24 protein-coding genes and 1 pseudogene are annotated in these 25717 nt (G+C 50.1%); 22 read left to right on the top strand and 3 right to left on the bottom strand.

The genetic code is table 11. The annotated features are described in order from the left end of the window. Positions 1–282 (bottom strand): annotated as a pseudogene (locus tag CV944_RS08135) (IS1380 family transposase); the annotation flags it as partial. Positions 283–298: 16 nt separating this feature from the next. Between CV944_RS08135 and CV944_RS08130 the strand changes: the two are divergent. The 10 genes from CV944_RS08130 to CV944_RS08085 all read left to right on the top strand — a co-directional run bounded on the left by CV944_RS08130 (position 299) and on the right by CV944_RS08085 (position 9134). After that, positions 299–682, top strand: a complete 384-nt coding sequence (locus CV944_RS08130) for a type 2 periplasmic-binding domain-containing protein (RefSeq protein ID WP_100664056.1) — start codon at positions 299–301, stop codon at positions 680–682. Between the two features lie 97 nt (positions 683–779). Then, the gene (locus CV944_RS08125) at positions 780–1247 is read left to right on the top strand and encodes a TRAP transporter small permease (protein WP_063330553.1); all 468 of its coding nucleotides are present in this window, start codon (positions 780–782) and stop codon (positions 1245–1247) included. A 22-nt stretch (positions 1248–1269) separates the two neighbouring features. Continuing rightward, entirely contained in the window at positions 1270–2550 is a 1281-nt protein-coding gene (locus CV944_RS08120) for a TRAP transporter large permease (protein WP_100664055.1), read from the top strand. 30 nt (positions 2551–2580) lie between these two features. Continuing rightward, complete coding sequence (locus CV944_RS08115; RefSeq protein WP_100664054.1) at positions 2581–3534, top strand: sugar kinase; 954 nt, start codon at positions 2581–2583, stop codon at positions 3532–3534. Positions 3535–3549: 15 nt separating this feature from the next. Continuing rightward, positions 3550–4197, top strand: a complete 648-nt coding sequence (locus CV944_RS08110; protein ID WP_044731442.1) for a bifunctional 4-hydroxy-2-oxoglutarate aldolase/2-dehydro-3-deoxy-phosphogluconate aldolase — start codon at positions 3550–3552, stop codon at positions 4195–4197. A 114-nt stretch (positions 4198–4311) separates the two neighbouring features. Further along, positions 4312–5010, top strand: coding sequence for a GntR family transcriptional regulator (locus tag CV944_RS08105; protein WP_100664053.1), 699 nt, complete (start codon positions 4312–4314; stop codon positions 5008–5010). A 36-nt stretch (positions 5011–5046) separates the two neighbouring features. Further along, the gene (uxaC, locus tag CV944_RS08100) at positions 5047–6462 is read left to right on the top strand and encodes a glucuronate isomerase (protein ID WP_100664052.1); all 1416 of its coding nucleotides are present in this window, start codon (positions 5047–5049) and stop codon (positions 6460–6462) included. Between the two features lie 7 nt (positions 6463–6469). Then, positions 6470–7585: a mannonate dehydratase gene (gene uxuA / locus CV944_RS08095; RefSeq protein ID WP_100664051.1), complete on the top strand. Its 1116-nt coding sequence runs from the start codon at positions 6470–6472 to the stop codon at positions 7583–7585. Beyond that, a complete protein-coding gene (locus CV944_RS08090; protein WP_100664050.1) occupies positions 7561–8406 on the top strand; it encodes an SDR family oxidoreductase in 846 nt (281 codons plus the stop codon). The genes uxuA and CV944_RS08090 overlap by 25 nt, the downstream gene beginning before the upstream one ends. Before the next feature lie 86 nt (positions 8407–8492). Then, on the top strand, positions 8493–9134 hold the full coding sequence (locus CV944_RS08085) for a YesL family protein (protein ID WP_044731439.1): 642 nt from the start codon (positions 8493–8495) through the stop codon (positions 9132–9134). 246 nt (positions 9135–9380) lie between these two features. Here CV944_RS08085 and CV944_RS08080 read toward each other — a convergent pair whose 3' ends face one another. Continuing rightward, positions 9381–9659: an endo-1,4-beta-xylanase gene (locus CV944_RS08080; RefSeq protein ID WP_369806430.1), complete on the bottom strand. Its 279-nt coding sequence runs from the start codon at positions 9657–9659 to the stop codon at positions 9381–9383. 297 nt (positions 9660–9956) lie between these two features. On the opposite strand from CV944_RS08080, the gene CV944_RS08075 reads away from it, so the two are divergent. The 5 genes from CV944_RS08075 (at position 9957) to xylB (ending at position 16052) form a co-directional block, all read left to right on the top strand. Further along, entirely contained in the window at positions 9957–10751 is a 795-nt protein-coding gene (locus CV944_RS08075) for a Nif3-like dinuclear metal center hexameric protein (RefSeq protein ID WP_044731437.1), read from the top strand. 29 nt (positions 10752–10780) lie between these two features. Next, positions 10781–11440, top strand: coding sequence for an SGNH/GDSL hydrolase family protein (locus tag CV944_RS08070; RefSeq protein ID WP_044731436.1), 660 nt, complete (start codon positions 10781–10783; stop codon positions 11438–11440). Positions 11441–11484: 44 nt separating this feature from the next. Further along, on the top strand, positions 11485–13092 hold the full coding sequence (locus CV944_RS08065) for a glycoside hydrolase family 43 protein (protein WP_100664049.1): 1608 nt from the start codon (positions 11485–11487) through the stop codon (positions 13090–13092). A gap of 108 nt (positions 13093–13200) precedes the next feature. After that, positions 13201–14538 (top strand): xylose isomerase, encoded by a 1338-nt coding sequence (gene xylA, locus CV944_RS08060; protein WP_100664048.1) that lies wholly within the window; start codon positions 13201–13203, stop codon positions 14536–14538. A 14-nt stretch (positions 14539–14552) separates the two neighbouring features. Continuing rightward, positions 14553–16052 carry a xylulokinase gene (xylB, locus tag CV944_RS08055; protein ID WP_100664047.1) on the top strand — a complete coding sequence of 500 codons (1500 nt, stop codon included), beginning with the start codon at positions 14553–14555 and terminating at the stop codon, positions 16050–16052. Positions 16053–16096: 44 nt separating this feature from the next. Here the strand turns inward: xylB and CV944_RS08050 are convergent, their stop codons facing one another. Further along, entirely contained in the window at positions 16097–16621 is a 525-nt protein-coding gene (locus CV944_RS08050; protein ID WP_145994820.1) for a hypothetical protein, read from the bottom strand. Between the two features lie 201 nt (positions 16622–16822). Here CV944_RS08050 and CV944_RS08045 point away from each other — a divergent pair, with 201 nt between their 5' ends. From CV944_RS08045 to nasC, 7 genes are all read left to right on the top strand, one after another. Then, on the top strand, positions 16823–17857 hold the full coding sequence (locus tag CV944_RS08045) for a nitronate monooxygenase (protein WP_047818461.1): 1035 nt from the start codon (positions 16823–16825) through the stop codon (positions 17855–17857). A gap of 75 nt (positions 17858–17932) precedes the next feature. After that, positions 17933–19120 carry an iron-containing alcohol dehydrogenase gene (locus tag CV944_RS08040; RefSeq protein WP_100664046.1) on the top strand — a complete coding sequence of 396 codons (1188 nt, stop codon included), beginning with the start codon at positions 17933–17935 and terminating at the stop codon, positions 19118–19120. Positions 19121–19342: 222 nt separating this feature from the next. Continuing rightward, positions 19343–19744, top strand: a complete 402-nt coding sequence (locus CV944_RS08035) for an acyl-CoA thioesterase (protein WP_025950748.1) — start codon at positions 19343–19345, stop codon at positions 19742–19744. An 18-nt stretch (positions 19745–19762) separates the two neighbouring features. Beyond that, positions 19763–20167, top strand: coding sequence for a DnaA N-terminal domain-containing protein (locus tag CV944_RS08030; RefSeq protein WP_020755829.1), 405 nt, complete (start codon positions 19763–19765; stop codon positions 20165–20167). A 355-nt stretch (positions 20168–20522) separates the two neighbouring features. Next, entirely contained in the window at positions 20523–22949 is a 2427-nt protein-coding gene (gene nirB / locus CV944_RS08025) for a nitrite reductase large subunit NirB (RefSeq protein WP_100664045.1), read from the top strand. A 217-nt stretch (positions 22950–23166) separates the two neighbouring features. Further along, the gene (gene nirD, locus CV944_RS08020; protein WP_033008815.1) at positions 23167–23469 is read left to right on the top strand and encodes a nitrite reductase small subunit NirD; all 303 of its coding nucleotides are present in this window, start codon (positions 23167–23169) and stop codon (positions 23467–23469) included. Between the two features lie 11 nt (positions 23470–23480). After that, positions 23481–25628 (top strand): assimilatory nitrate reductase catalytic subunit NasC, encoded by a 2148-nt coding sequence (gene nasC / locus CV944_RS08015; protein ID WP_100664044.1) that lies wholly within the window; start codon positions 23481–23483, stop codon positions 25626–25628. Positions 25629–25717 lie beyond the last annotated feature (89 nt).

Genomic DNA, 25717 nt, shown 5'->3' with positions numbered 1-25717 from the left:
GGAAGGCACGTGCTGAATCCCCATCGATGCCGAAAAGATATCGTCCTGACGATACGCTTCGATATGATCGAAATCCGTTTTTCCTGTGGCAAGCAAGCCGATCATCGAGCGAATGACGTCGCTATGGGAAATGTGCACTTCTCGACGAACCGTTGGAAGCCGAAGTGCGTTTACCCGTTTATCCAGTTTCGTTCGATGGAGTAAGTAGCCAACGAGAGCAAGCCCAGCACTTGGGGTAATCGCTTCATCTGTCAATACAAACCGAATCGGGAAATCTTTCATCACATTCACCTACTTGATGAAGAGTCGTCAACGTCGTTTTCCCTTATCGTATCAACGGTTTGCGACCATTGTAAAGATGTTTTGTCACGGATTCAGGAAATACATTTCTAAGACAGGACATATACAACTCTGGAATTGTTTGGTGGTAGGGGCAAAATGGTTTGAGTCTCTTCCTCAGGAATACCAACAAATTTTAATAGAGGAATCAACAAAGGCTGGGGATTTTACAACTAATAAGGTTCTAACAGGTCAAAAAGAACTAGAAGATAAAATGACAAGAGAAGGAGCTGTAATTAGAGAAGTGGATATTGCTCTGTTTAAAGAAAAAACAAAGATTGTTTACGATAAACTAGGATATCAGGATCTATTACAAGAGGTTAATAAAGTGTTAGGAGAATGAGTCAAGAATAAGAGGAATGGCGGCATGCTAGAGTAAGAAATGGTAGTACCTCTAGCATGTCTACTGATTAATTCTAAAAATTAGAAAGGGGATAGGAATGGAGAAAGTAATTATATTTATTGGCAAAATAGAAAAAATCCTTTCCACTTTATTGCTAGGATTGATTGTTTTGTTAGTATTTTTGTCATCGTTGCTTCGTTATCTTGGTTATCCCATCAATGGAGCCGATACAATAGCGGCTGCTTTATTTGTTTGGTTAATATATATAGGAGCTGATCAGGCTTTAAGAAATGATAGACATCTTGGAGTTGATTTTATTATAAAACGTTTGCCGCCTCGAATTAAATATTTTATTTCATTCATTATTTATTTAATCTTGTTGGCATTCTTGTTATTGGTTACGTATGTTGGAGTATTACTGACCGTGGAGAATAACGGTCGAATATTAGGGGATTTGCCCGTTAGTTATGCATTTGTTACGATGGCTGTTCCAATCGGTACGGCCTTAATGTGTCTTACTACGGTAACTAAAATATTTACTCTTATAAAAACCGGAATTAGGTGAAAAGTAGAGGGAGGGGAGTAGTTTGTTATTAGTAACATTAATATTTGCTATTCTACTGATATTAGGAGTTCCTGTCTCATTTACTCTCGGTATAGCTGGTCTAACGTACTTTTTTTACGACGTTAGCGTGCCCATACCGGTAGTTGTGCAACGAATGATAGCAGGTACTCAGTCTTATCCTCTTTTGGCAGTACCATTCTTTATATTAGCTGGTCATATTATGAATGCTGCAGGTATAACTGCCCGATTAATGAGATTAGCACAGGCTTTAACCGGACATCTCGTTGGTGGACTAGCGCACGTTTCAATTGTTTTGAGTATGCTCATGGGAGGAGTGTCCGGTTCGTCTAATGCTGATGCAGCCATGCAGGGTCGCATTCTGCTACCTGAAATGCGTAAAAGAGGGTATTCTAGTGGATTTTCGGCCGCAGTTATAGCTTGCGGTTCTTTAACTACAGCAATTATCCCTCCTAGTATTGGTTTGGTATTATATGGTTTCGTTGGTCAAGTATCTATCGGCAAATTACTTATTGCAGGTATTATTCCAGGAATTTTAATGGGAATAGTAATGATGATTGCAGCTTATATCTCTGCTAAGAGAAGAGGATATGACATTGACAGTAGTAGCAAAAAAGTGTCCTTTAAAGAACTAGTCATAGCGACCAGAGAAAGTTTCTGGGCTTTACTATTTCCTATTTTATTAGTGTTGACTATTAGATTAGGGATCTTTACTGCAACTGAGGCAGCAGCTTTTGCAGTCGTGTATGCCTTCTTGGTTGGTAAGTTTATATACTGTGAATTGAATTGGGAAAAGTTAAATCAGTGCTTAAAAGACTGTGTAGAAGATAATGCAGCAATCATGTTTATCATCTCCATGGCAGCAATTGTGAGTTATATTCTGGGCTATGAGCAGGTCCCAAGCAAATTGGCCAGTTTTATTGTCGAAATATCTGATAGTCCTTTTGTTATCATGACTACAATTATTATTTTCTTGTTTTTGGCAGGAATGGTAATGGAAGGAACAGTAAACATCTTACTCTTAACACCTATATTTTTACCGATCATAACACAAGCTGGATTTGATCCTGTGCATTTTGGAATTCTTATGGCAATCATGATTCAGATTGGGGGAGTTACTCCACCGGTGGGGGTGAATATGTATACTATTTGTTCATTGGGTAATGTCGCGGTTGAGGATTTTGTAAAGGAAAGTATTCCTTTTGTGATTGCTTTAATCATTCTAATGATTGTTTTAATAGTATTTCCTCAATTAAGTTTGTTTTTACCTAGATTTATAGAATGATACCAGTTTTAATAAGGTGGGGAAAATTGTATGGATATTGTCACCATTGGCGAATCGATGGCCGTATTTACACCAACAAGTGTCGGCTTGATGAGACAGGCGACCACCTTTACTATGCGGATTGGCGGAGCGGAATCCAATGTCGCTGTCGGCCTTGCTCGATTAGGCCATCGTGTAGGATGGATCAGCAAGGTCGGAAGCGATGAGTTTGGAAAGGCGATTTTGTCTTTCCTGCAAGGTGAAGGGGTGGATGTCAGCCGGGTAAAAATGGATGGGGAAGCGCCGACCGGCATTTACTTTAAGGAACAAAGACGTCCAAACGATACGCGGGTGTATTACTATCGCAAAGGATCAGCGGCGAGCAGGCTGACGCCTGCCGACTTGGATGAGAAATATATCGCAGAGGCAAAGTATTTGCATATTACGGGAATCACTCCGGCGTTAAGCGAGAATTGTCGTGAAACGATCTTTGCCGCCATGGCGATCGCTCGTCGTCACGGGGTGAAAATCGTTTTTGATCCGAATTTGCGGTTGAAACTATGGAATGAAGCGGATCGGGCCAAGGAAGTGATGCTTCGCATGGCAGCTGAATCAGATGTGGTTCTGCCCGGAGAAGCTGAGGCATCGTTTTTATTCGGAAAACAATCGGTTGAGGAATGGGGAAGACGGCTGCTTGGCATGGGCGCTTCGCTCGTTGTCATTAAACTAGGCGCAAATGGGGCGCATTATTTTACGAATGCGCATCATGAGTATGTTCCAGGGTTTCCTGTTGAAAGGGTAATCGACCCTGTCGGTGCTGGGGATGGGTTTGCCGCTGGGCTGCTATCCGGACTGCTTGAAGGACTTCGTTTAACAGAAGCGGTGCAGCGAGCGAATGCAGTTGGCGCGCTTGTGACAATGGTGGAGGGGGATGCTGATGGCATGCCGGAACGCGATGACGTCGAGCGCTTGATAAATCAGCAAGGGGAAGATGTTGCGCGGTAAAGGAGATGAATCTACATGAAGGCAGTCCAAATGATTCGAGAGATTGGCGTCATTCCAGTCGTCCGCGGTGCGACGGTTGATACTGTTCTTCCGCTGTCATTGGCTTTGCGGCAGGGAGGCATTCCAATCATGGAAATTACGATGGAAACAGCTGGGGCTTTGGCCGCGTTGGAAAAGGCTGCAAGGGAACTGAAAGATGTGTTGATCGGGGCGGGAACGGTGCTGGATGCTGAAACGGCGCGGCGGGCGATTGCAGCTGGAGCGCGGTTTATCGTTTCTCCCTCCCTTTCCATTGACGTGATTCAGGTGGCAAAACAAAATCGGGTTGTCAGTATTGCAGGAGGATTGACGCCGACCGAAATTGTGAATGCTTTTCAGCACGGGGCTGATATGGTGAAAGTATTTCCTGCCCATGTGTTTGGGCCAAACTATATTCGAAGCATAAAGGAGCCGCTCCCCCACATCCCCCTCATCGCAACTGGAGGAATCAATCTGAAAACGGCCGGAGAGTATATAAAAGCGGGAGTGGATGCCATCGGTGTCGGGAACTCGTTAGTGAAGGTTGAAGGGGCATTGGAAAACGATCAGTGGAAGATTATTGCCGAACGGGCAGCTCAATGGATCTCGATTGTGCACAAGGAGAGGGGAGAGAATGTGGAATGAATCGCTAAGAAATTTGACAGGAAATATGTTCTTTCCTACATTGGAAGAAAACACATGATCATGGATGTACTTTCTCACTGCCATACTAGTATATAAGAAAAGGGGAATCGCACGGTGATCTTTACTGCCCAACAAAGCCAACAAATTAAAAGTTCTGTCAGGGGTTCAGCGCGCGACCAGTTGTACGAGATGCTAAAGGAAAAGATTTTGCGCCTTGAGTTGGAACCAGGAACAAAAATTTCCGAAAAGGAAATTGCTGAGCAATTGCATATTAGCCGCACCCCGGTGCGGGAAGCATTTCTCAAACTGGCGCAAGAAGAATTGCTTGATATTATTCCGCAAAGCGGAACCATTGTTTCGCGCATCAACTTGGAACATGTGGAGGAAGGGCGCTTTATCCGCGAGGTTGTCGAGAAAGAAGTGGCCGTTTTAGCTTGTACGAAATTGCGTCAAGATCATCTATTTGAAATGGAGAAGAATATTGTGATGCAAGAGTTGTGTGCCGAAAAAGGAAATTTTCTTGAGTTGTTTGAGCTTGATGAAAAGTTCCATCAGCTCATTTACGATGGCTGCCGAATGTCGCGCTCGTGGAAAATGGTGCAAAGTTTAAACAGTCATTTCAATCGTTTGCGTGTACTGAGACTATCATCCGATCTTGATTGGGACATTATTATTTCCCATCACAAGCAAATTTATCGGTTAATTGCGAATAAAGAGGCAGAGAAAGTGCATCAGGTGATGGAAGAACATTTGCGGCTTGTCGAAATTGAAAAAGACGTACTAAAAAGGCAGTATCCTCATTATTTTGTATAAGTTGTTGGAAGTTTCGCTTTGCGGGAGGGAGACAGTGTGCAGCCGTTCATTCATGAAAATTTTTTGTTGCAAAACAAGCATGCCGAAGTGTTGTACCATGACTATGCGAAATCATTGCCGATTATTGATTATCACTGCCATTTGAGCGCAAAAGAGATTGCGGAAGACCGGCGGTTTCATGATATGACGGAGCTTTGGCTCGAGGGGGATCATTACAAATGGCGGGCGATGCGGGCGCTGGGAGTCGAAGAAAAATATATTACAGGAAACGCTTCCCCTGAGGAAAAGTTTCAAGCATGGGCGAAAACGGTGCCGTATTGCATCGGGAATCCACTCTATCATTGGACGCATTTAGAGTTAAAACGCTATTTTCAAGTGGATGCCCTTCTGAATGAGCGGACGTGGCGTGAAATTTGGGATCATTGCAATGATTTATTGAGACAGGAAGGATTCTCAGCCCGCTCTTTCATTGTCAAATCTAATGTGGAGTGGATTGGGACAACGGACGATCCGCTCGATGATTTAGCTGATCATCAAGCAATTGCCCAAGATCCATCATTTCTAGTAAAGATTGTTCCGTCTTTTCGTCCTGATGCAGTCATTGAAATCAACCGCCCTTCGTTTTTAGACTATGTGGGAAAGCTAGGGGAAGCAGCTGGCCTGCCGATTCATGATTACGATCAGCTGCTGCAAGCCATTGAAAGCCGAGTGCGTTATTTTCACGAGAAAGGATGCCGGATGGCTGATCACGGCTTAGAATCGATGCCGTATTCAGAATGCGGTTGGAAGGAAGCAAACGATATTTTTCAAAAACGAAAAAATGGATTTGTCCTCAGCCGTGAGGAGGAGGAAAAATATAAAACTTTCACTTTATGCTTCTTAGCCCGATTGTACCACTCGCTTGGTTGGGTGATGCAGCTGCACATCGGTTCGATTCGAAATACAAATGAAAAGATGTTTCAGCGTCTTGGTCCGAATACAGGATATGATTCGATTCATGACTTTTTCCTTGCCCAGCCGTTAAATGCCTTTCTTAATGAGCTAGAGTGTCGCGATCAACTGCCAAAAACGATTGTGTACACATTAAACCCTGCTTATAACTATATTGTCGCCTCAACGGTCGGCAATTTTCAATCAGAAGGGGTAAAAGGGAAAGTTCAATTTGGCGCAGCTTGGTGGTTCAATGATCATCAAGATGGCATCATCAGACACTTGACGGATCTTGCCAATGTCGGTGTGTTCAGCACGTTTGTCGGAATGTTGACCGATTCAAGGAGTTTTGTGTCTTATGTACGCCACGAGTATTTTCGCAGAATTGTATGCAATTTGATCGGTTCATGGATTGAAAAAGGAGAGGTGCCGCAAGACTATGATTTTTTAGGGAAAATCGTTCAAGATGTATGTTACTTCAACGCGAAACAATACTTTCAAGTCGGCGTGAGTGGGGGATGAGATCAGAATGAAAATGACGTTTCGCTGGTTCGGAAAGGAACATGATACTGTTTCATTAGATCATATTCGGCAAATTCCAGGAGTTGAAGGAATCGTTGGAGCTCTATATCATATTCCAGTCGGTGAAGTATGGCCGCTTGATGATATATTGGAACTCAAACGGCAGGTAAATGAAAAAGGATTTCATCTTGAAGTCATTGAGAGCGTCAACGTCCACGAAGATATTAAACTCGGTTTGCCCTCCCGAGATCGATATATTGAAAACTATAAACAGACGATTCGCAACTTGGCGAAAGCAGGAGTGAAAGTGATTTGTTACAACTTTATGCCGATTTTTGACTGGACCCGTTCCGATTTAGCCAAAAGGCGGCCTGATGGGTCGACGGTGCTCGCCTATGAGAAACAAAAGATTGAACAAATCGATCCGGAGGAAATGATCCGCCGCATTGAAAGCGGAGCGAACGGGTTTTTGCTTCCGGGATGGGAACCGGAACGTTTGAAAACAATCAAGCCTCTTTTTTCGCTATATAAAGGGGTAACCGAAGAGGATCTATTTGATCATTTGCGTTACTTTTTGGAACAAATCGTTCCAGTAGCGGAAGAGTGTGGCGTTCGGATGGCTCTCCATCCTGATGATCCGCCCTGGTCGGTGTTCGGATTGCCGCGGATTGCGACCAATAAGGAGAATTTGGATCGAATCGTTCATATGGTCAACAGCCCTGCGAACGGGTTGACATTATGCTCCGGGTCGCTTGGAGCCAATCCGGCCAACGATGTTCCAGACATCTTCCGCTATTTTTTAAAGCTGGAACGGGTGCCATTTGCCCATGTACGGAACGTCGAAATTCACGCGAATGGCGATTTTGAGGAAACCTCCCATCGCAGTTGCGATGGTTCGTTGAATATATGCGAGATTATGAAGACATTGCATGAAGCGAATTTTCAAGGATACATCCGACCGGATCATGGCCGGATGATTTGGGGGGAACGAGCTCGTCCTGGTTACGGATTATACGATCGGGCGCTTGGCATTATGTACTTGCTGGGCATTTGGGATAGTTTGGAGAATGAAAAAAAGAAGCAGGAAGGTGAGAAGACATGCTCCCGATCCATCCAAGTTTAAAAGGCAAGGTAGCGGTTGTAACGGGCGGGGGTGGGGTATTATGCAGCTGCATGGCGAAAGAACTGGCCCGCCAAGGAATGAAAGTGGCGATTTTAAACCGAACGCTCGAGAAAGCTGAAAGAATCAAGAATGAAATTGAAGAGCGAGGAGGTGAGGCGCTGGCCATTTCGTGCGATGTTCTGGATGTTGAACGCGTCAAACAGGCGGCAGAAATGGTAGCGGACGTTTACGGACCGTGCGATGTCCTGATTAATGGGGCAGGCGGAAACCATCCGCAAGGCATTACAACAAAGGAAATACTCGAATTGCACGATCTCGAGAGCCGGGATATTACCACGTTTTTCGATTTGACAACAGAAGGATTTTCTCACGTTTTTGACTTAAATATTCTCGGTACTATCATTCCAACGCAGCATTTTCTCAAACAGATGGTGGGCAGAGGGGGAACCATCATTAATATTTCCTCGATGAGCGCTCCGCGGCCGATGACGAAAGTGCCGGCGTACAGTGCGGCTAAAGCGGGAATTGAAAACTTCACGAAATGGTTGGCTGTGCATGTCGCCGAGATCGGGGTTCGCGTCAATGCGATTGCCCCGGGGTTCTTTTTGACGAAACAAAATGAACATCTTTTGAAACATCCTGACGGATCGTATACAGAGCGGACGAAAAAAATTTTGATGCATACACCAATGCGGCGGCTCGGCAAGCCGGAAGACTTGCTGGGGACGCTGCTTTGGCTTGTGGATGATCAAATGAGCGGATTTGTCACTGGAACGACTGTTCCTGTTGATGGCGGCTTTTTGGCTTATGCCGGAGTTTGAAGGGAGGGTAAACAAAGCCTCCCCTCTTTTTTTGACTTATGATATACTGGTAAAAAGCAAGAAAGGACGAAAAGGGTGGATGAATCATGCGCACCGGTTTGCTAGATGGAAAGTTGTATCGGGCTTGTGAATGGATTACAAGACTTGCATACATCAATCTATTATGGCTTGTCTTTACCGTCTTTGGCCTTGTCATTCTCGGCATTGCGCCGGCGACGGTGGCGCTGTTTACGATCGTAAGGAAGTGGCTTCTCTTTCACGATCACGATGTTCCAGTGCTGAAAACATTCGTTCGTACGTATAAAGGTGAATTTTGGCGGGCGAACCGGATTGGGCTTTTGTTGATGGCGGCAGCGTATATTTTCTATATCGATCTTTTATACCTCGCCCACGTGCCAATAGAATGGAGATTTCCGTTTTCTGTTGCTTTGCTGGTCATTTTCATTTTTTATACAGTGACGCTTTTATATGTATTTCCGATCTATGTGCATTACGAATTGCGCTTTTGGCAATATATCAAATATGCCTTTCTCATTGGAATGGCCAATCCACTCATGACGCTCGTGATGCTGATGAGTGTTGGGGTCTTGTTCGTCTTATTGATGTATATTCCAGGGCTGATCCCGTTTTTCAGCATCAGTTTGCTCGCCTTGGTGGTGATGAGCGGCGCATTGCGTGTATTTCGCAAAACAGAAGAAAGGCTGCAGGTCAGAAAACAAGAGGGATGATAGGAACGCCTGCCCTTAAGGGGACGTAGGAAAAGATTCATCAAGGCTTAAAAGATGCTTAAGCGGACTAAGGCGTTGTCAGCACAAGCGATTAAAAAGGCTGGTTTAAAAGGATGCTTGTCTTCTCGATGAAACACCGGATATAGAAGTGAATTCGTTCAATACGGCATATATTAGAAAGAGGATGCCTCGTTGTTGTTGAGACATCCTCTTCTTTGCTGGAGACACCTATGTGCTTTTGGCTGTCTATTTGTGGTCGATAATAGCCCAATATGCGGGTTTGACTTTGTAATCCGGTCCAAAAACGAACGGCGCATCTTTTCCTTTCCCTTTTTCCACTTTTGCGTACGGAGCGTTCGGGTCAACCACAACATTCCCGTTGGCGTCATAGTACACATCCGCACGGCTGTCGAGCCACGTATGGTTGTCGGCGATGCCCCAGAAGGTGACGTTGCTAATTTTATCGCTCAAATAATATGGTTGGAAGTTCGGTGATGTAACGGCAGCGAATATTTGTCTCAACAGTGAAAACGGACAGCACTCTTTTTACTGGATGATGATGTACGAACGATATACTTGAAAATTAAAAAATTCGGTATATAATTAGTTTGAATGCAAAACATACTTAGTTGCAATGTTTTTAGCCGTTATTTTCGAGAAGGAGAAACAAAATAAGATTTTAGAGTAGCGGAACGATATCTTCAGAGAGTCAGAACAAAGTAGTCTAAAATTAAAATCGTTGCTTACCACTTATTTTTCATGAATAAACATGGAGAAGTGGATTTCATAACAGCTGACGTAACAGGCGAGAGGAGCAGAATTATGGCAACTACTGTTCAAGATGTGATAGAGCGATTAACGGCATCGGTTGGAAAAATTCCAAATACCATGGATACTCTTCAGCATGGCGACCCTAACATGGAAGTGAAGGGGATTGCAACGAGCTTCATGCCTACATATCGTGTGATCCAACAAGCCGTCTCAATGGAGGCCAATCTGCTCATTACTCATGAAGGATTATTTTATAGCCATACTGACAACACCGAAATGATGCAAAAGGACTCGGTATATCAGGAAAAGATTCGCTTGATCCGCGAGTCGGGCATTGCAATCTACCGCTTTCATGATTATTGGCATCGACATCAACCGGATGGAATCATGGTCGGTTTCATTCGCGCTTTGGAATGGGAGTCATATGTTTCTAAATATTTGCCGACCGCTGCGATTGTAGCGATTCCCCGCATGACGGCAAAGGAAGTGGCTGAATATGCGAAGGAAATGTTGAGCATTCCCTTTGTACGTATCGCCGGAGATTTATCTGTACCATGCACCCGCATAGGGATATTGGTGGGGTACCGAGGCAGCGGAGCATTGTCGATTCCATTGTTTGAACAGGAACATCTCGATGCGATTATGTATGGAGAGGGGCCTGAATGGGAGACGCCCGAATATATTCGGGATGCCGTGTACCAAGGAAGACAAAAGGCGTTGATTGTACTGGGACATGCGGAAAGCGAAGAGCCAGGCATGAAGTATTTGGCCGAATGGCTAGGGGAGCAGTTTCCGGATATCCCCGTCCATTTTCTTCGAGAGCGACCGATTTTTCAGGTGATTTGAATAGGACTTCAAGGGAGGAAAAGAGGAGAATGAAAATCGGCTCTGGCGAAAAATTGCTCTTTATTGGTGATTCGATCACTGATTGCGGCCGCGCTCGGCCAGAGGGAGAAGGATCATTCGGAGCGTTGGGCACGGGATATGTCGCTTATGTGGATGGCCTCTTGCAAGCGGTTTACCCCGAACTAGGCATTCGCGTCGTCAATAAAGGGGTCAGCGGCAATACAGTGCGAGATTTGAAAGCAAGATGGAAACAAGATGTCATCGACCAAAAGCCAGACTGGGTATCGATTATGATCGGCATTAACGATGTTTGGCGGCAATATGATTTGCCGTTCATGAAAGAAAAACATGTATACTTGGATGAATATGAAGCGACGCTCCGCAGCCTTGTGCTCGAGACGAAGCCGCTTGTGAAAGGAATCATTTTGATGACACCGTTTTATATCGAAGGAAATGAACAGGATCCCATGCGCCGAACAATGGATCAATATGGCCGTGTTGTCAAGCAAATTGCGGAAGAAACAAACAGTTTATTCGTCGATACCCAAGCAGCTTTCAATGAAGTATTAAAGACGCTTTACCCGGCTGCGCTCGCTTGGGATCGGGTTCACCCGTCCGTTGTGGGACATATGATTTTGGCAAGAGCGTTTTTGAGGGAGATTGGGTTTGAGTGGGTTAGGTCTAGATAATAAATTAATCATACATACATCCTTAGAAAGGGGGACGAGTACAATTGTCCAAAATTAAAAATCCTATTTTAACCGGCTTCCATCCCGATCCATCCATTTGCCGGGCGGGAGACGACTATTACATTGCGGTTTCGACGTTTGAGTGGTTTCCGGGGGTGAGAATTTACCATTCGAAAGATTTAAAGAATTGGCGTTTGGTGGCGCGGCCATTGAATCGGTTAAGCCAATTGAATATGATCGGAAACCCGGATTCCGGGGGCGTTTGGGCGCCGCATTTGTCGTACAGCGACGGGAAGTTTTGGCTCATTTATACGGATGTGAAAGTTGTCGAAGGCCAGTGGAAGGATGGGCACAACTATCTTGTGACGTGCGACACGATCGATGGCGAGTGGTCGGATCCGATTTATTTAAATAGCTCTGGGTTTGACCCGTCTCTCTTTCACGATGAGGACGGAAGAAAATACTTGGTGAATATGTATTGGGATCACCGCGTCGGCCATCATCCGTTTTACGGGATTGTGCTTCAAGAATACAGTGTGGAACAGAAAAAATTGGTTGGTGAGCCGAAAATTATTTTCAAAGGAACGGACTTAAGAATTACAGAAGGGCCGCATTTGTATAAAATCAATGGTTATTATTATTTATTGACGGCGGAAGGGGGAACGCGATACAACCATGCGGCGACGATTGCCCGGTCGCGCTCTCTCTATGGCCCGTATGAGGTGCATCCCGACAATCCGCTGATTACGTCTTGGCCTTACCCGCGCAATCCGTTGCAAAAGGCTGGCCATGCGTCGATTGTCCATACTCATACGGACGAATGGTTTCTTGTTCATTTAACTGGTCGGCCGCTGCCAAGGGAGGGACAGCCGTTGCTGGAACATCGCGGCTATTGCCCGCTCGGACGTGAAACGGCGATTCAACGGCTTGAATGGAGAGACGGTTGGCCTTATATCGTGGGAGGAAATCAACCTTCGTTGGAAATCGATGGCCCGAACGTTGAGGAAGTTCCGTGGGAAAAAGACTACGATGAAAAAGATGATTTTGATGGTGATACATTAAACCACCATTTTCAAACATTGCGAATTCCGTTAGGAGATGACATTGCCACCTTAAAGGCTCGTCCGGGACATTTGCGGCTGTACGGAAGAGAGTCGCTTACTTCCCGGTTTACACAGGCGTTTGTCGCCAGACGATGGCAGCACTTTCATTTTGTTGCCGAGACGAAAGTGTCCTTTCGCCCCACAACCTTTCAGCAATCGGCTGGTCTAGTAAACTATTACAATACGCAAAACTGGACGACGCTTCAAATCACATGGCATGAGGAAAAAGGACGGATTCTTGAATTGATGACATGCGACCATCTCGTGGTTGATCAACCGTTGCGGGGACGGGAGATTGTCGTTCCTGATGACGTTGAGTATGTGTATTTACGGGTAACCGTGCAAGCGACAACATACAAATATTCTTATTCTTTCGATGGAATGGACTGGATCGATCTTCCCGTCATGTTCGAATCATATAAACTGTCGGACGACTATATCAAAAGCCGCGCTGCGTTTACTGGGGCGTTTGTGGGCATGCATTGCCGGGACGGTTCGGGGCAAAACAACTATGCAGATTTTGACTATTTTTTGTACAAAGAATTGTAGAATACTTTGTTTATATGATAGACAAACAAATGTGAAAGCGTTATAATAAAACCGAAGCAAGCCATTTTCGCTGATTGAACTTGATTCATGATGAAGGGGGACCTAGGCATGGCTTATTTTCCGAATATCGGCAAGATTGCGTATGAAGGGCCGGAGTCGCGCAATCCGTTGGCGTTTAAGTTTTATAATCCGGAAGAAAAAGTCGGCGACAAAACAATGGAGGAGCATTTGCGCTTTTCGGTCGCGTATTGGCATACGTTTACGGGGGATGGATCGGATCCGTTCGGCGTCGGCAATATGATTCGTCCGTGGGACAAATACAGCGGGATGGATTTGGCGAAGGCGCGCGTCGAGGCGGCGTTTGAGCTGTTTGAAAAGTTGAACGTTCCGTTTTTCTGCTTCCATGACGTCGACATTGCGCCAGAAGGGGAAACGCTCAGCGAGACGTATAAAAACTTGGATGAAATCGTTGATATGATTGAAGAGTACATGAAAACAAGCAAAACGAAGCTGCTGTGGAATACGGCGAACTTGTTCAGCCATCCACGCTTCGTTCACGGGGCGGCAACGTCATGCAATGCCGATGTATTCGCCTATGCGGCGGCGAAAGTGAAAAAAGGGCTCGAGATCGCCAAACGGCTCGGAGCGGAAAACTACGTGTTTTGGGGCGGCCGGGAAGGTTATGAGACGCTCTTGAATACGGACATGAAGCTGGAGCTTGACAACTTAGCCCGCTTCTTGCACATGGCGGTCGACTATGCGAAAGAAATCGGCTTTGACGGCCAGTTTTTGATCGAGCCGAAGCCGAAAGAGCCGACGAAGCATCAATACGATTTTGATGTGGCGACGGCGTTGGCGTTCTTGCAAACATACGGGCTCAAGGATCATTTCAAATTCAACATTGAAGCGAACCATGCGACATTGGCCGGGCATACGTTTGAGCATGAGTTGCGCGTCGCCCGCATTCATGGCATGTTGGGCTCGGTCGATGCGAACCAAGGCGATACGCTGCTCGGCTGGGATACGGACGAGTTCCCGACAGATTTGTATGCGACGACGCTGGCGATGTATGAAATTTTGCAAAACGGCGGCCTGGGGCGCGGCGGCTTGAACTTTGATGCGAAAGTGCGGAGAGGCTCGTTTGAACCGGAAGATTTGTTCTACGCCCATATCGCCGGGATGGACAGCTTTGCGATCGGGTTGAAAGTCGCGCACCGCTTGTTGGAAGACCGCGTGTTTGAACAGTTCATCGAAGAGCGGTACAAAAGCTATACGGAAGGCATTGGCCGCGAAATCGTCGACGGAACGGCCGATTTCAAAAAGCTTGAAGAATATGCGCTGCAGCTCGGTGAAATTCGCAATACGTCCGGCCGTCTTGAACGCTTGAAAACGCTGCTCAACCAATATTTGTTGGAAGTCAGCGTGCCGAGCGTATCCCGTTCGTGAAAGAGGGATGAACGTTGGCGTACGTCATTGGCGTTGATTTAGGAACGAGTGCCGTCAAAGTGCTGCTTGTCGACCAACACGGCGAGGTGAGAGGGGAATGGACCGAGTCCTATCCCCTCTACCAGCCGCATTCCGGCTATAGCGAGCAGCGCCCGGACGATTGGGTGGAGAAAACGATCATCGCGCTGCGCCGCGTGTGGGAGACGGCGGGCGTTTCCCCAGAATCGATCGTCGGCTTGAGTTTTTCCGGACAAATGCACGGGCTCGTGCTGCTTGATGGCGATGGGAATGTCGTGCGCAACGCGATTTTGTGGAATGATACGCGAACGACGGAAGAGTGTCGGGAAATTGAAGAGAAGGTCGGCCGCGACCAGCTGCTTTCCATTGCCAAAAATGAGGCGCTCGAAGGGTTTACGCTGCCAAAACTGTTGTGGGTGAAAAACCATGAACCCGAGCTGTACGAGCGGGCGCGGGTGTTTTTGTTGCCGAAAGATTATGTCCGCTTCCGCTTGACCGGGCACATGGCGATGGATGTATCGGATGCGGCGGGGACGCTGCTGTTGGATATCAAAACGAAAACGTGGAGCGAGGCGATCGCCCGTGCGGTCGGCGTCGATCTTTCGCTTTGTCCGCCGCTTGTCGAAGCGACGGCGTTCGTCGGGACGCTGCGCCCGGAGGTGGCCGAGCAGACGGGGCTGCCGGTATCGGTGAAAGTGTTTGCCGGCGGGGCCGACAACGCCTGCGGCGCGGTTGGCGCGGGCATTTTGGCAGAAGGCCGCATGATGTCAAGCATCGGCACGTCCGGCGTTGTGCTTGCCTATGAACAAAGCGGGGAAAAAGACTTCGCTGGACGAGTGCATTATTTCAACCATGCCGAGCCAAATGCTTACTATATCATGGGCGTGACGCTGGCGGCGGGCTACAGCTTTGACTGGTGGAAGCGGACGTTTGCGGAAGACGTGCCGTTTGCCGAGATCGTCCAGCGCGCTGCCGAGTCGCCGATCGGTGCGAACGGGTTGTTGTTTACGCCGTATTTGGTCGGCGAGCGGACGCCTTATGCGGACGCCGATATTCGCGGGTCGTTTATCGGCATCGACTCGCGGCAGACGAAATGGGATTTCGCCCGCGCGGTCATGGAAGGGATTACGTTCTCGCTCAACGAGTCGGTGGAGATCATCAAAGCGAGCGGCAAAACGATCGACTCGGTCGTCTCGATCGGCGGCGGGGCGAAAAGCGCCGAGTGGCTGCAAATCCAAGCCGATATTTTCGGCATCCCGGTGGAAAAACTGAAAAACGAACAAGGGCCGGGACTGGGCGCTGCGATGATCGCCGCGTGCGGCGTCGGCTGGTTCGATTCGCTCAAGCAATGCGCGGATGCGTTCAAACAAGTCGAATCCGTCGTCGAACCGCGGCCGGATGCGGTCGCCCGATACAAAGAGCTGTTTGCGATTTATCGCGATGTATATCCGCGTACGAAAGAACTGGCGAAACGGTTAAAGGCGTTTCGGCCGTGACTTCTCTCCCCCAAACCGGCTGGCGGATTGGGGGAGAAACCATTTTATTTTCCCAGCTGTTTTGTGCTTTGGTTCATCTGTGATTGTTTTGTGATCGCTTCGTCGATTAGTCGTTCGATTTCTTCACGTGTTTCAGCTCCGAAAATGTCATCTAACAGATGGGTCAATATATACAAATCGGTGATCGTATCTACTTTGTCCTGTATTTCTTTTGCCGCTGCTCCATACCGGGCTTTCATATATTTTTTGATGGCTTGTTGGCTTTCAAAAATTCTCCCTTTCAGCTCTGCTCTTTTTTCCAATTCCCGAAGTACTCTCACCATTTTGATCGCCTCCATTAGTCTTTCAACGTATTTCTCATCGATAAATTTGTCCGACACAGCAATAATCGTTGACAATAAGCGGAATTGTTTTTCTGGATCTGTAATCTTTTGGGCTAATTCTACTGCCTCAATTGCTCGTTCTGAACAGTCTACAGTACTTTTCATCAAGGGTAAAAAGATAAGATTCAACTCATCTCGTTCTGTTAGTTCCTCGTTGTTTTCGATTTTGGTTTTTAGTTGCTTCATTATTTGATCCCCGTCATAGTCTTTCATAAAGACAGCCTGTGTCTCGTTATTTCTTCGCCGTATCAGTTTTTTATCCCTTTGTAGGAGAATCAAAATGCTCCTATACGCAACGATGAAGGAATTTCTTGAGTAAAACGCGAAAGAGTTAAGAAACCGTAAACGAGGATAGGACAACCACTAATGCAGAAAGAGGGTATTGCCATGTTCTCTACACTTCCCATCCCGATCATTCAAGCGCCGATGGCAGGCGGAGTGTCGACGCCTGAACTGGCCGCGGCGGTGTCGAACGCCGGAGGGCTTGGGTTTTTGGCTGGCGGGTACAAGACAGCGGAGGCCATAAGGAAGGAAATTCACGAGCTGCGGACGTTGACGGATCGGCCGTTTGGGGTAAATGTGTTTGTGCCGGGGGACAAAACAGTGGATGAGGAGGCGGTCGAACGGTACCGTGTAGCACTGGCGGCGGAGGCGGAGCGGTTTGGGGCGTCAGTCGGCGAGCCGAAATGGGAGGACGACGACTGGGCGGCGAAGCTTGATGTGCTTCTTCAGGAGCGAGTGCCGGTTGTGAGCTTTACATTTGGTTGCCCGGACAAGGAAGTGATCGCTGCCTTGCAAAAGGCGGGATCGTTTGTGATCGTGACGGTCACGGCGGTGGAGGAAGCTGAAATGGCAGCCGAAGCTGGGGCGAATGCGCTTTGTGTGCAAGGGGAGGAAGCGGGCGGGCATCGGGCGTCGTTTGGCAACGATCCGGAACAAGATGAGGCGCTTGAGTTGTTTCCGCTGCTGGCCCGAGTGCGGGCGGCGGTCCGGGTTCCGCTCGCGGCGGCGGGCGGGATCATGGATGGGCGCGGCATTGCGGCGGCTCTTAAAGCCGGGGCGAGCGCGGTGCAGCTCGGGACGGCGTTTTTGCGCTGCCCGGAAAGCGGGGCGCACCCGCTTCATAAACAGGCGCTTGCCGATCCGCGGTTTGTGGAGACGGCCGTGACGAGGGCGTTTACCGGCCGGCCGGCGCGCGGGCTTGTGAACCGGTTTATGGCGGAGTATCGCGCCTTGGCGCCGGCGGCGTATCCGCATGTGCACCATATGACGAAGCCGCTGCGCGCCGCATCCGCCAAGGCGGGCGACCCGGAGGGAATGTCGCTTTGGGCCGGGACGGGATATCGGCTGGCGCGGGAGCTTCCGGCGGCGGAGCTTGTCGAAGAGCTGAAGAGGGAGCTCGAGGAAGCTTGGCGAGCATAGGAGTTTGGTTATGCGGATGGAAAGAAAACGCGTTCATTCTTCCGAAAAAATGTTGAATAAGGGGGAGAGAAAACCATGACCGCATCCCGCATCGTCTTTCCACCGCTCAGCTATGTCGGCTGGGGGGCGCTTGGCCAGTTAGTTCCAGAAGTAAAAAGGCTTGGAGGCACACACGTGTTGGTGATCACCGATCCAGCGCTTGAAAAAATTGGCCTCGTCGAGCAAGTGACGTCCCCGCTCCGGCAAGCAGGGTGCAACGTGCATGTATATACGGACGTCGTGCCGGAGCCGCCGCTTGAAACGGGGGAGAAGGCGGTGGCGTTTGTCCGCGGCGGAGAGTTTGATCTCGTCATCGGCGTCGGCGGCGGCAGCGCGATGGATTTGGCGAAACTGGCTGCTGTGTTGGCCGTGCACGAAGGTCCGGTTGCTGATTATTTAAACTTGACGGGGACGAGAACGCTTGAGAAAAAAGGATTGCCGAAAATATTGATTCCGACGACATCAGGCACCGGGTCGGAGGTGACGAACATCTCCGTCTTGTCGCTAGACACGACGAAAGATGTCGTGACGCATGACTATTTGTTGGCGGATGTGGCGATCGTCGACCCGCAGCTTACGGTTTCCGTCCCGCCGCGGGTGACGGCGGCGACTGGGATCGATGCGCTCACCCATGCGGTCGAGGCGTACGTGTCGGTCAATGCGAGCCCGACGTCGGACGGCTTGGCGCTTCAGGCGATGCGTCTCATTTCCCGCTCATTGCGCAAGGCGGTGGAAAATGGAGCGGACAAACAGGCGCGCATCGATATGGCGAACGGCAGCTATTTGGCCGGTTTGGCGTTTTTCAACGCCGGCGTGGCGGGTGTGCATGCGCTCGCGTATCCGCTCGGCGGGCAGTTTCATATCGCCCACGGCGAATCGAACGCCGTGCTCTTGCCGTATGTGACGGGCTACATTCGCCAAAGCTGCACGAAACGAATGGCGGACATGTTAAACGCCCTTGGCGGCAACTCAAGCTTTTTATCAGAGGAGGAGGCGTCGCGCCGTTGCGTCGAGGAGCTCGAGCGCCTCGTCGCCGATGTCGGCATCCCGAAGACGCTCGGCGGTTTTGGCATTCCGGAAAGTGCGTTAGAAAGCTTGACAAAAGACGCCATTCAGCAAAAACGGCTGCTCGCCCGCAGCCCGATGCCGCTTTTGGAAGCCGACATCCGCGCGATTTATCAAGCAGCGTTTGCCGGGACGATCATGGAACCGAACAACAAGTGAGAACACAAAAACAGGGGCTGCTTCAGGCTCCTGTTTTTTCTTTGGCTGTTGGAAATAGGGTCTCGCTCCTCAGGTTGGATCCCCCTTCCGCTCAAGGGGTGACGTTTTTCACGTTTTCTTGATGGTGAAGCAGGAATTTCCGCATCGTGGAGCGAACCCATATACATCAGCCGCCGAAATTCGACAAAAGACGATTCCAGTTCTTGTGGAGGAGGAGCATTCATGTTTACGACTGTCATTACGCCGCGCGTGTCGGAAACCGACGGCGTCGGCCATATTAACAATACGACCGTGCCCGTTTGGTTTGAAGCGGGGCGGCATGAAATTTTTAAACTATTTACGCCTGACTTGTCATTCAAACGTTGGCGGATGGTGATCATCCGCATGGAGGTTGACTACGTCAACCAACTGTATTATGGGCAAGATGTGACCGTGTATACCGGCATTGAGCGCATCGGCAACACAAGCCTCACGATTTATGAAGAAATCCACCAAAACGGGGTGGTGTGCGCCAAAGGACGGGCGGTGTATGTCAATTTCAATTTTGACACTGGGCGGCCTGAACCGATTCCGGATGACATTCGGGCGAAATTGCGCGAACATGTATGGCAGCCAAGAGAGTAGATGAAAGGAGGTGACAGTGTGAAGGAGCATCATCTTTGGGAGCAAGTGAAAACGAAGCTTGCGCAAAAGCTGCCCGGCCCGTCGTTTGACACGTGGTTTGCCTCGACGTCGGCGACGGTGGATGACGATTGGCTCATCATTGAATGCCTCAACGACATTCAATGTGAATGGCTGCAAACAAGATACGGCGAACTCATCAGTGAAACCGTCCGCGAAGTGTTCGGCCGCGAGATGCGCATCTTCGTCTCTGTCCACGGCGAGCGGCAGAAAATCGAAGAACGGCTCGAACAGCGATACGGCGCTCCGATGACCTTCCGTCAATACATCACCCGCCTTGAGCGGCAGATGGAGGAGCTGGAGCGGCGCATTGACCACTACGCGCGCATCATCGATGAACTGTTGGAATCCCGTCCGATTCACTGATCATCCCCTAATGAGCAACCTCCAATAAGAAGCGGCCTCCGCGCCATCAGCCGGGAGGCCGCTTCTTTATGTGATAAAAAGTTACATGGTTCCAACAAATACGTATATTACTCTGATTTTTCATGCGATTATTCATGTTTTTTGTTAAAAGTGTGTTATATAAACTTACATAAAAAATACATGCTTCATGTTTGACGTGATATGATGGGCACAACCAAGGCAAAGGGGGAATGTGAGGGTGATGCGAACAAGAACAATCGGATTATGGGAGTTGCTGGTGATGACGATCCGGCTTTGGCTGCATCGATGACAATAAGAAAGTGGAACAACGTATGAAGTATGGAGGGATGGCGACGTGAAACGAAAACTCGTGTTAATCGGCAACGGCATGGCGGGGGTTCGCTGCATCGAGGAGATTTTAAAACTTGACCGCGAGGCGTTTGAGATCACGATTTTTGGCAGCGAACCGCATCCGAATTATAACCGCATTTTGTTGTCGAAGGTGCTGCAAGGAGATACGCGCCTTGATGACATTACGTTGAACAGTTGGGAATGGTACGAACGAAACGGCATTCGGCTGTTTGCCGGCGAAACGGTGACGGAAGTCGACATCAAGCGGCGGCTTGTTCGGACCGACCGTGGGCGGGTAGTCGAATACGATGAATTGATTTTCGCGACAGGGTCGAATCCGTTTATCTTGCCGGTGCCGGGGGCGGATTTGCCCGGGGTGACGGCGTTTCGCGACATCCAAGATTGCGAGCGGATGATCGAATATGCGAAGACGTACAAAAAAGCGGCGGTCATTGGCGGCGGCTTGCTTGGCTTGGAGGCGGCGCGCGGCCTGCTTCACTTAGGAATGGATGTCGATGTCATCCATATTTTCGACTATTTGATGGAACGCCAGCTTGATCCGACCGCTTCCAAGCTGCTGCAGCGGGAGCTGGAGAAACAAGGAATGAACGTTTTGCTTCGCAAAGAGACGGCTGAATTGTTCGGCAACGGCCGTGTGGAAGGAGTGCGATTTAAGGACGGTACGTCCATTGCCGCCGACTTGGTGGTGATGGCGGTCGGCATTCGTCCGAATGTTGATTTAGCGCGGAGAAGCGGCATTGAGGTGAATCGAGGAATCGTTGTCAATGACTACTTGGAAACGAGCGTGCCGCACATTTACGCGGTCGGTGAATGCGCGGAACATCGCGGTGTTGTGTATGGACTCGTCGCTCCGCTTTATGAGCAGGGGAAAGTGCTGGCACAAGCGATTTGCGGCCGAAAAGGAAAGCCGTACGAAGGATCCGTCGTCTCGACCCAACTGAAAGTGTCAGGCGTCGATGTGTTCTCAGCCGGCGAGTTTATGGACGTTGAGGGCACGGAATCGATCAAGTTGTACGACGAAGCGCGCTCGGTGTACAAGAAAGTCGTCGTTCGCGAAGGGAAAATCGTTGGTGCAGTGCTGTTTGGCGATACGAGCGAAGGAAGAAAACTATTTGATATGATCCAGCGCGGCGATTCGCTTGAGGCGCTTTCTCTTTCGTTATTGGCGCCGGCTTCATCGGGAGGAAAAGGAAGCCTTGTGGCGGCGATGGCGGATACCGATGTCGTCTGTGGCTGCAACGGGGTGACAAAAGGCGCGATTTGTCAGGCGATTGCCGAACACGGGCTTAAGACGGTCGCCGAGGTGCGCGACTATACGAACGCGTCTCGCTCGTGCGGCGGATGCAAAGGGCTTGTCGCCGAGCTGCTTGAGCATATGCTTGGTGAAGAAGCGAACCGGTATGCGGTGAAAGAAACGATCTGCGGCTGCACGGACCTAAGCCGCGAGGAAGTGGTTGCAGCGATCAAAGAAAAGCGGCTGATGACGGTCAAAGAAGTGATGAGTGTATTGGGATGGAAAAACGAGGAAGGGTGTTCGAAATGCCGTCCGGCGCTCAATTATTACCTGGGCATGTTGTATCCGGGCGAGTACGATGAAGAAGCGGAATCGTTGTTTGTCAATGAGCGGCTGCACGCCAACATCCAGGCCGACGGCACGTACTCCGTTGTGCCGCGCATATATGGCGGGGTGACGACAGCCGAACAGCTGCGGAACATCGCCGATGTCGCGGAAAAATACAACGTGCCGATGATTAAGATCACCGGCGGGCAGCGCATCGACTTGCTTGGGGTGAAAAAAGAAGATTTGCCGCGCATTTGGGCCGATCTCGGCATGCCGTCCGGCTACGCCTACGCCAAGGCGCTTCGGACGGTGAAAACGTGCGTCGGCAAGCAGTTTTGCCGCTTTGGGACGCAAGATTCGACCGGGTTTGGCATTCGGATGGAACAAACATTTGAGCGGCTGAAAACGCCGCATAAAGTGAAAATGGCCGTCTCCGCCTGCCCGCGCAACTGTGCGGAATCGGGCATTAAAGATGTCGGCGTCGTCGGCGTCGAGGGCGGATGGGAGATTTATGTCGGCGGCAACGGCGGCACCCATTTGCGTGCAGCTGACTTGCTTTGCACGGTCAAGACGGAAGACGAAGTGATCGAGATGACCGGTGCTTTTTTGCAATATTACCGCGAGTCCGCGCATTATTTGGAACGGACGTCCAAATGGGTCGAGCGCGTCGGGCTTGAGCATATCCGCGAAGTGTTGTTCGATGTGGAAACGCGCCGCACGCTGCTTGAGCGGCTTCACAAAGCTCTTTCCGCGACAACAGATCCGTGGCGGGACATCGTCGAAAACGAGAGACTGCAGCAACTGTTGTTCCGCGATATCGGCGACAAAGAGCCGGTGCCGGTGGAATGAAGGGGGATGACGGCGGGCGGAAAAAGTTGATGTTCCGCCGCCTGGATTGATCATGGGTTAGGATCAATGCTGGAACGAAGAGAGGGAAATGATGGCCATCGTCCAGCCGGAAACGAGGTTTTCGTTTGCGGAGAGCGATTTTACGTTGTTCATGAAAGTTTGTAAAGGAATGGTCAAACAGGATCAGACATCGATGCAGGAGGAGGACGAAGAGAGGATGAAGGTGGAAGTGGGAACATTGGAACAGCTGCCGAAGCGGCTCGGAAAATGCGTGCGGGTTGGGAATCGTGAGCTGGCGTTGTTCCGGACGGGTGACGATCAAGTATTTGCCGTTGAAAACCGCTGTCCGCATCGAGGAGGCGATTTGTCACAAGGTATTGTGAGCGGCGAGTTTGTGTTTTGTCCGCTCCATGATTGGAAAATTTGCCTGAAAGACGGCCGGGTGCAGGCGCCGGATGAAGGGTGTGTCAAAACGTACCGCGCGGCGGTGAAAGACGGCTTGGTATATGTCGAGCTGTAGGAAGCGGGGGAATGGCGATGACGAACGAATTGCTGCGCTACTTTCGCGCCAAGGAAAAAGAACGGGCGTCAGAAACGGCTGCCGCGACGCAATGTCCGTTTTGCAGCGTCCAGTGCACGCTTCAGCTGGTGGAGGAGCGGATTGTAGAGCGGCGCCGCTACAAGGCGGTCCCGACCGACAACCCGACGTCCAACGGCCGCCTTTGTTTAAAGGGGATGAACGCCCACCAGCACGCTTTGCATCCCGAGCGGCTGTTGGTTCCGCTTGCCAAAGTGGACGGCCGGTTTGTGCGGGTCCGTTGGGAGGAGGCGCTTTCGCTGATCGCGGAACGAATCATCTCCATTCAGAAGGAAGATGGAGTCGATGCGTTTGCTGTTTACGGCGGCGGATCCTTGACGAACGAGGAGGCGTATTTGCTCGGGAAATTTGCCCGCGTGGCGCTCAAGACGCGGCACATCGACTACAACGGCCGTTTTTGCATGTCGGCGGCCGCGGCCGCGATGAACGACGCGTTTGGTCTTGACCGCGGGTTGACGAATCCGCTCTCCGACATTCCACTCGCCCAGACGATCATTTTGGCTGGGACCAATGTCGCCGAATGCCAGCCGACGTTGATGCCGTATTTTTATGAAGCGAAGAAGAACGGCGCTTTTATCATCGTGGTGGATCCGCGGGAAACGAAAACGGCGGCGTTGGCGGATCTGCACCTGCCGCTCAAGCCCGGAACGGATGCGGCGCTGGCCGTCGGCATCGGGAAAGTGCTGCTTGACGAAGGATATATCGATGAAGCGTTTGTGCGCGAGCGGACGGTTGGGTTTGCCGAATGGAAACAGCACATAGAAGCAGTGGAGATGGATGAGATCGTCCGGCTGACTGACGTGCCGGAAGAGAAGATTCGCTTGGCGGCGCGAAAGTACGGGGAGGCGGCCGATGCGATCGTGCTCACGGCGCGCGGCTTGGAGCAGCAGACGGACGGCTATGCGGCGGTCAGACAGTGGATCAACGTCGTGCTGGCAACCGGAAACATCGGCCGTCCTGGCTCTGGGTTTGGCTCGATCACCGGACAAGGGAACGGGCAGGGCGGGCGCGAGCATGGACAAAAAGCCGATCAGCTGCCGGGCTACCGAAGCATTGAGCATCCGCAACACCGGCGGTATATCGCAAGCGTATGGGGCGTTGCGCCGGATGAGCTGCCGCGAAAGGGGGTGTCAGCGTATGAAATGATGCAAAAGATCGATGCGGGCGAGATCACCGGGCTGTTGGTCATGGGGTCGAACCCCGTCGTCTCGAGCCCGAATGCGGCGTTTGTGGCCAAAGCGATGCAAAAACTGAAGTTTCTTGTCGTTGCGGATATGTTTTTGTCCGAAACAGCCGAGCTGGCCGATCTCGTGCTGCCTGTTTCGTCGTATTTGGAAGACGAAGGCACGGTGACGAACGTCGAAGGGCGGGTGTGCTTCCGATCGGCGGCTCGGAAGCGTCCTGGGGAGGTGAAACATGATTGGGAAATTTTATGCGCGATTGCGCACAAGCTTGGCAAGGGCCGCTTCTTCCCGTTCACGTCAGCCGAAGAGATTTTCAATGAACTGCGGTTGGCGAGCCGCGGCGGCAAAGCGGATTATTACGGTGTGACGTATGAGCGGCTTCGGCGCGAACGTGTCTACTGGCCTTGCCCCGATGCGCATCATCCTGGGACTCCTCGGTTGTTTACGGGACGGTTTGCTCATCCGGACGGCAAGGCTCGGTTTGCGGTTTTGCCGTTTCGGCCGGAGAAAGAGGAGACGGATGAATGGTATCCGCTTTATTTAACGACCGGACGGGTGCTTGCTCATTATTTGAGCGGAACGCAAACGCGGCGGAGCCCGGCGCTTTCGGCGCGGCAGCCGGAGGCGGTCGTGGAAATCCACCCGAGGACGGCCAAACGATACGGGATCGGCCCAGGGATGCTTGTGCGCATTGAAACGCGCCGCGGTGCGGCGGTCGTCCGCAGCCGATACAATGACCAAATTCGCGAGGATACGATTTTTGTCCCGTTCCACTGGAGCGGCCTTGGGCAAATCAACAACGTCACATCCGATGAGCTCGATCCGCATTGCCGCATGCCGGCGTTTAAGCGGTGCGCAGCTCGGGTGCGGCCAGTGGTCGATTTAGGGAGAAATTGACTTGTGTGGTTCATTTCGCCGGAAAAAGCGCTCTCTTTTCCGTCCGCGGCGGGGAATCATCCCCAGCGGGGCGCGCGGACCGAGACGCG

The organism is Geobacillus sp. WSUCF-018B (assembly GCF_002809985.1).
GTDB classification, from domain to species: domain Bacteria; phylum Bacillota; class Bacilli; order Bacillales; family Anoxybacillaceae; genus Geobacillus; species Geobacillus thermophilus.
The sequence above is the reverse complement of the archived record's forward strand: the minus strand, read 5'-3'. Positions and strand labels throughout refer to the sequence as shown.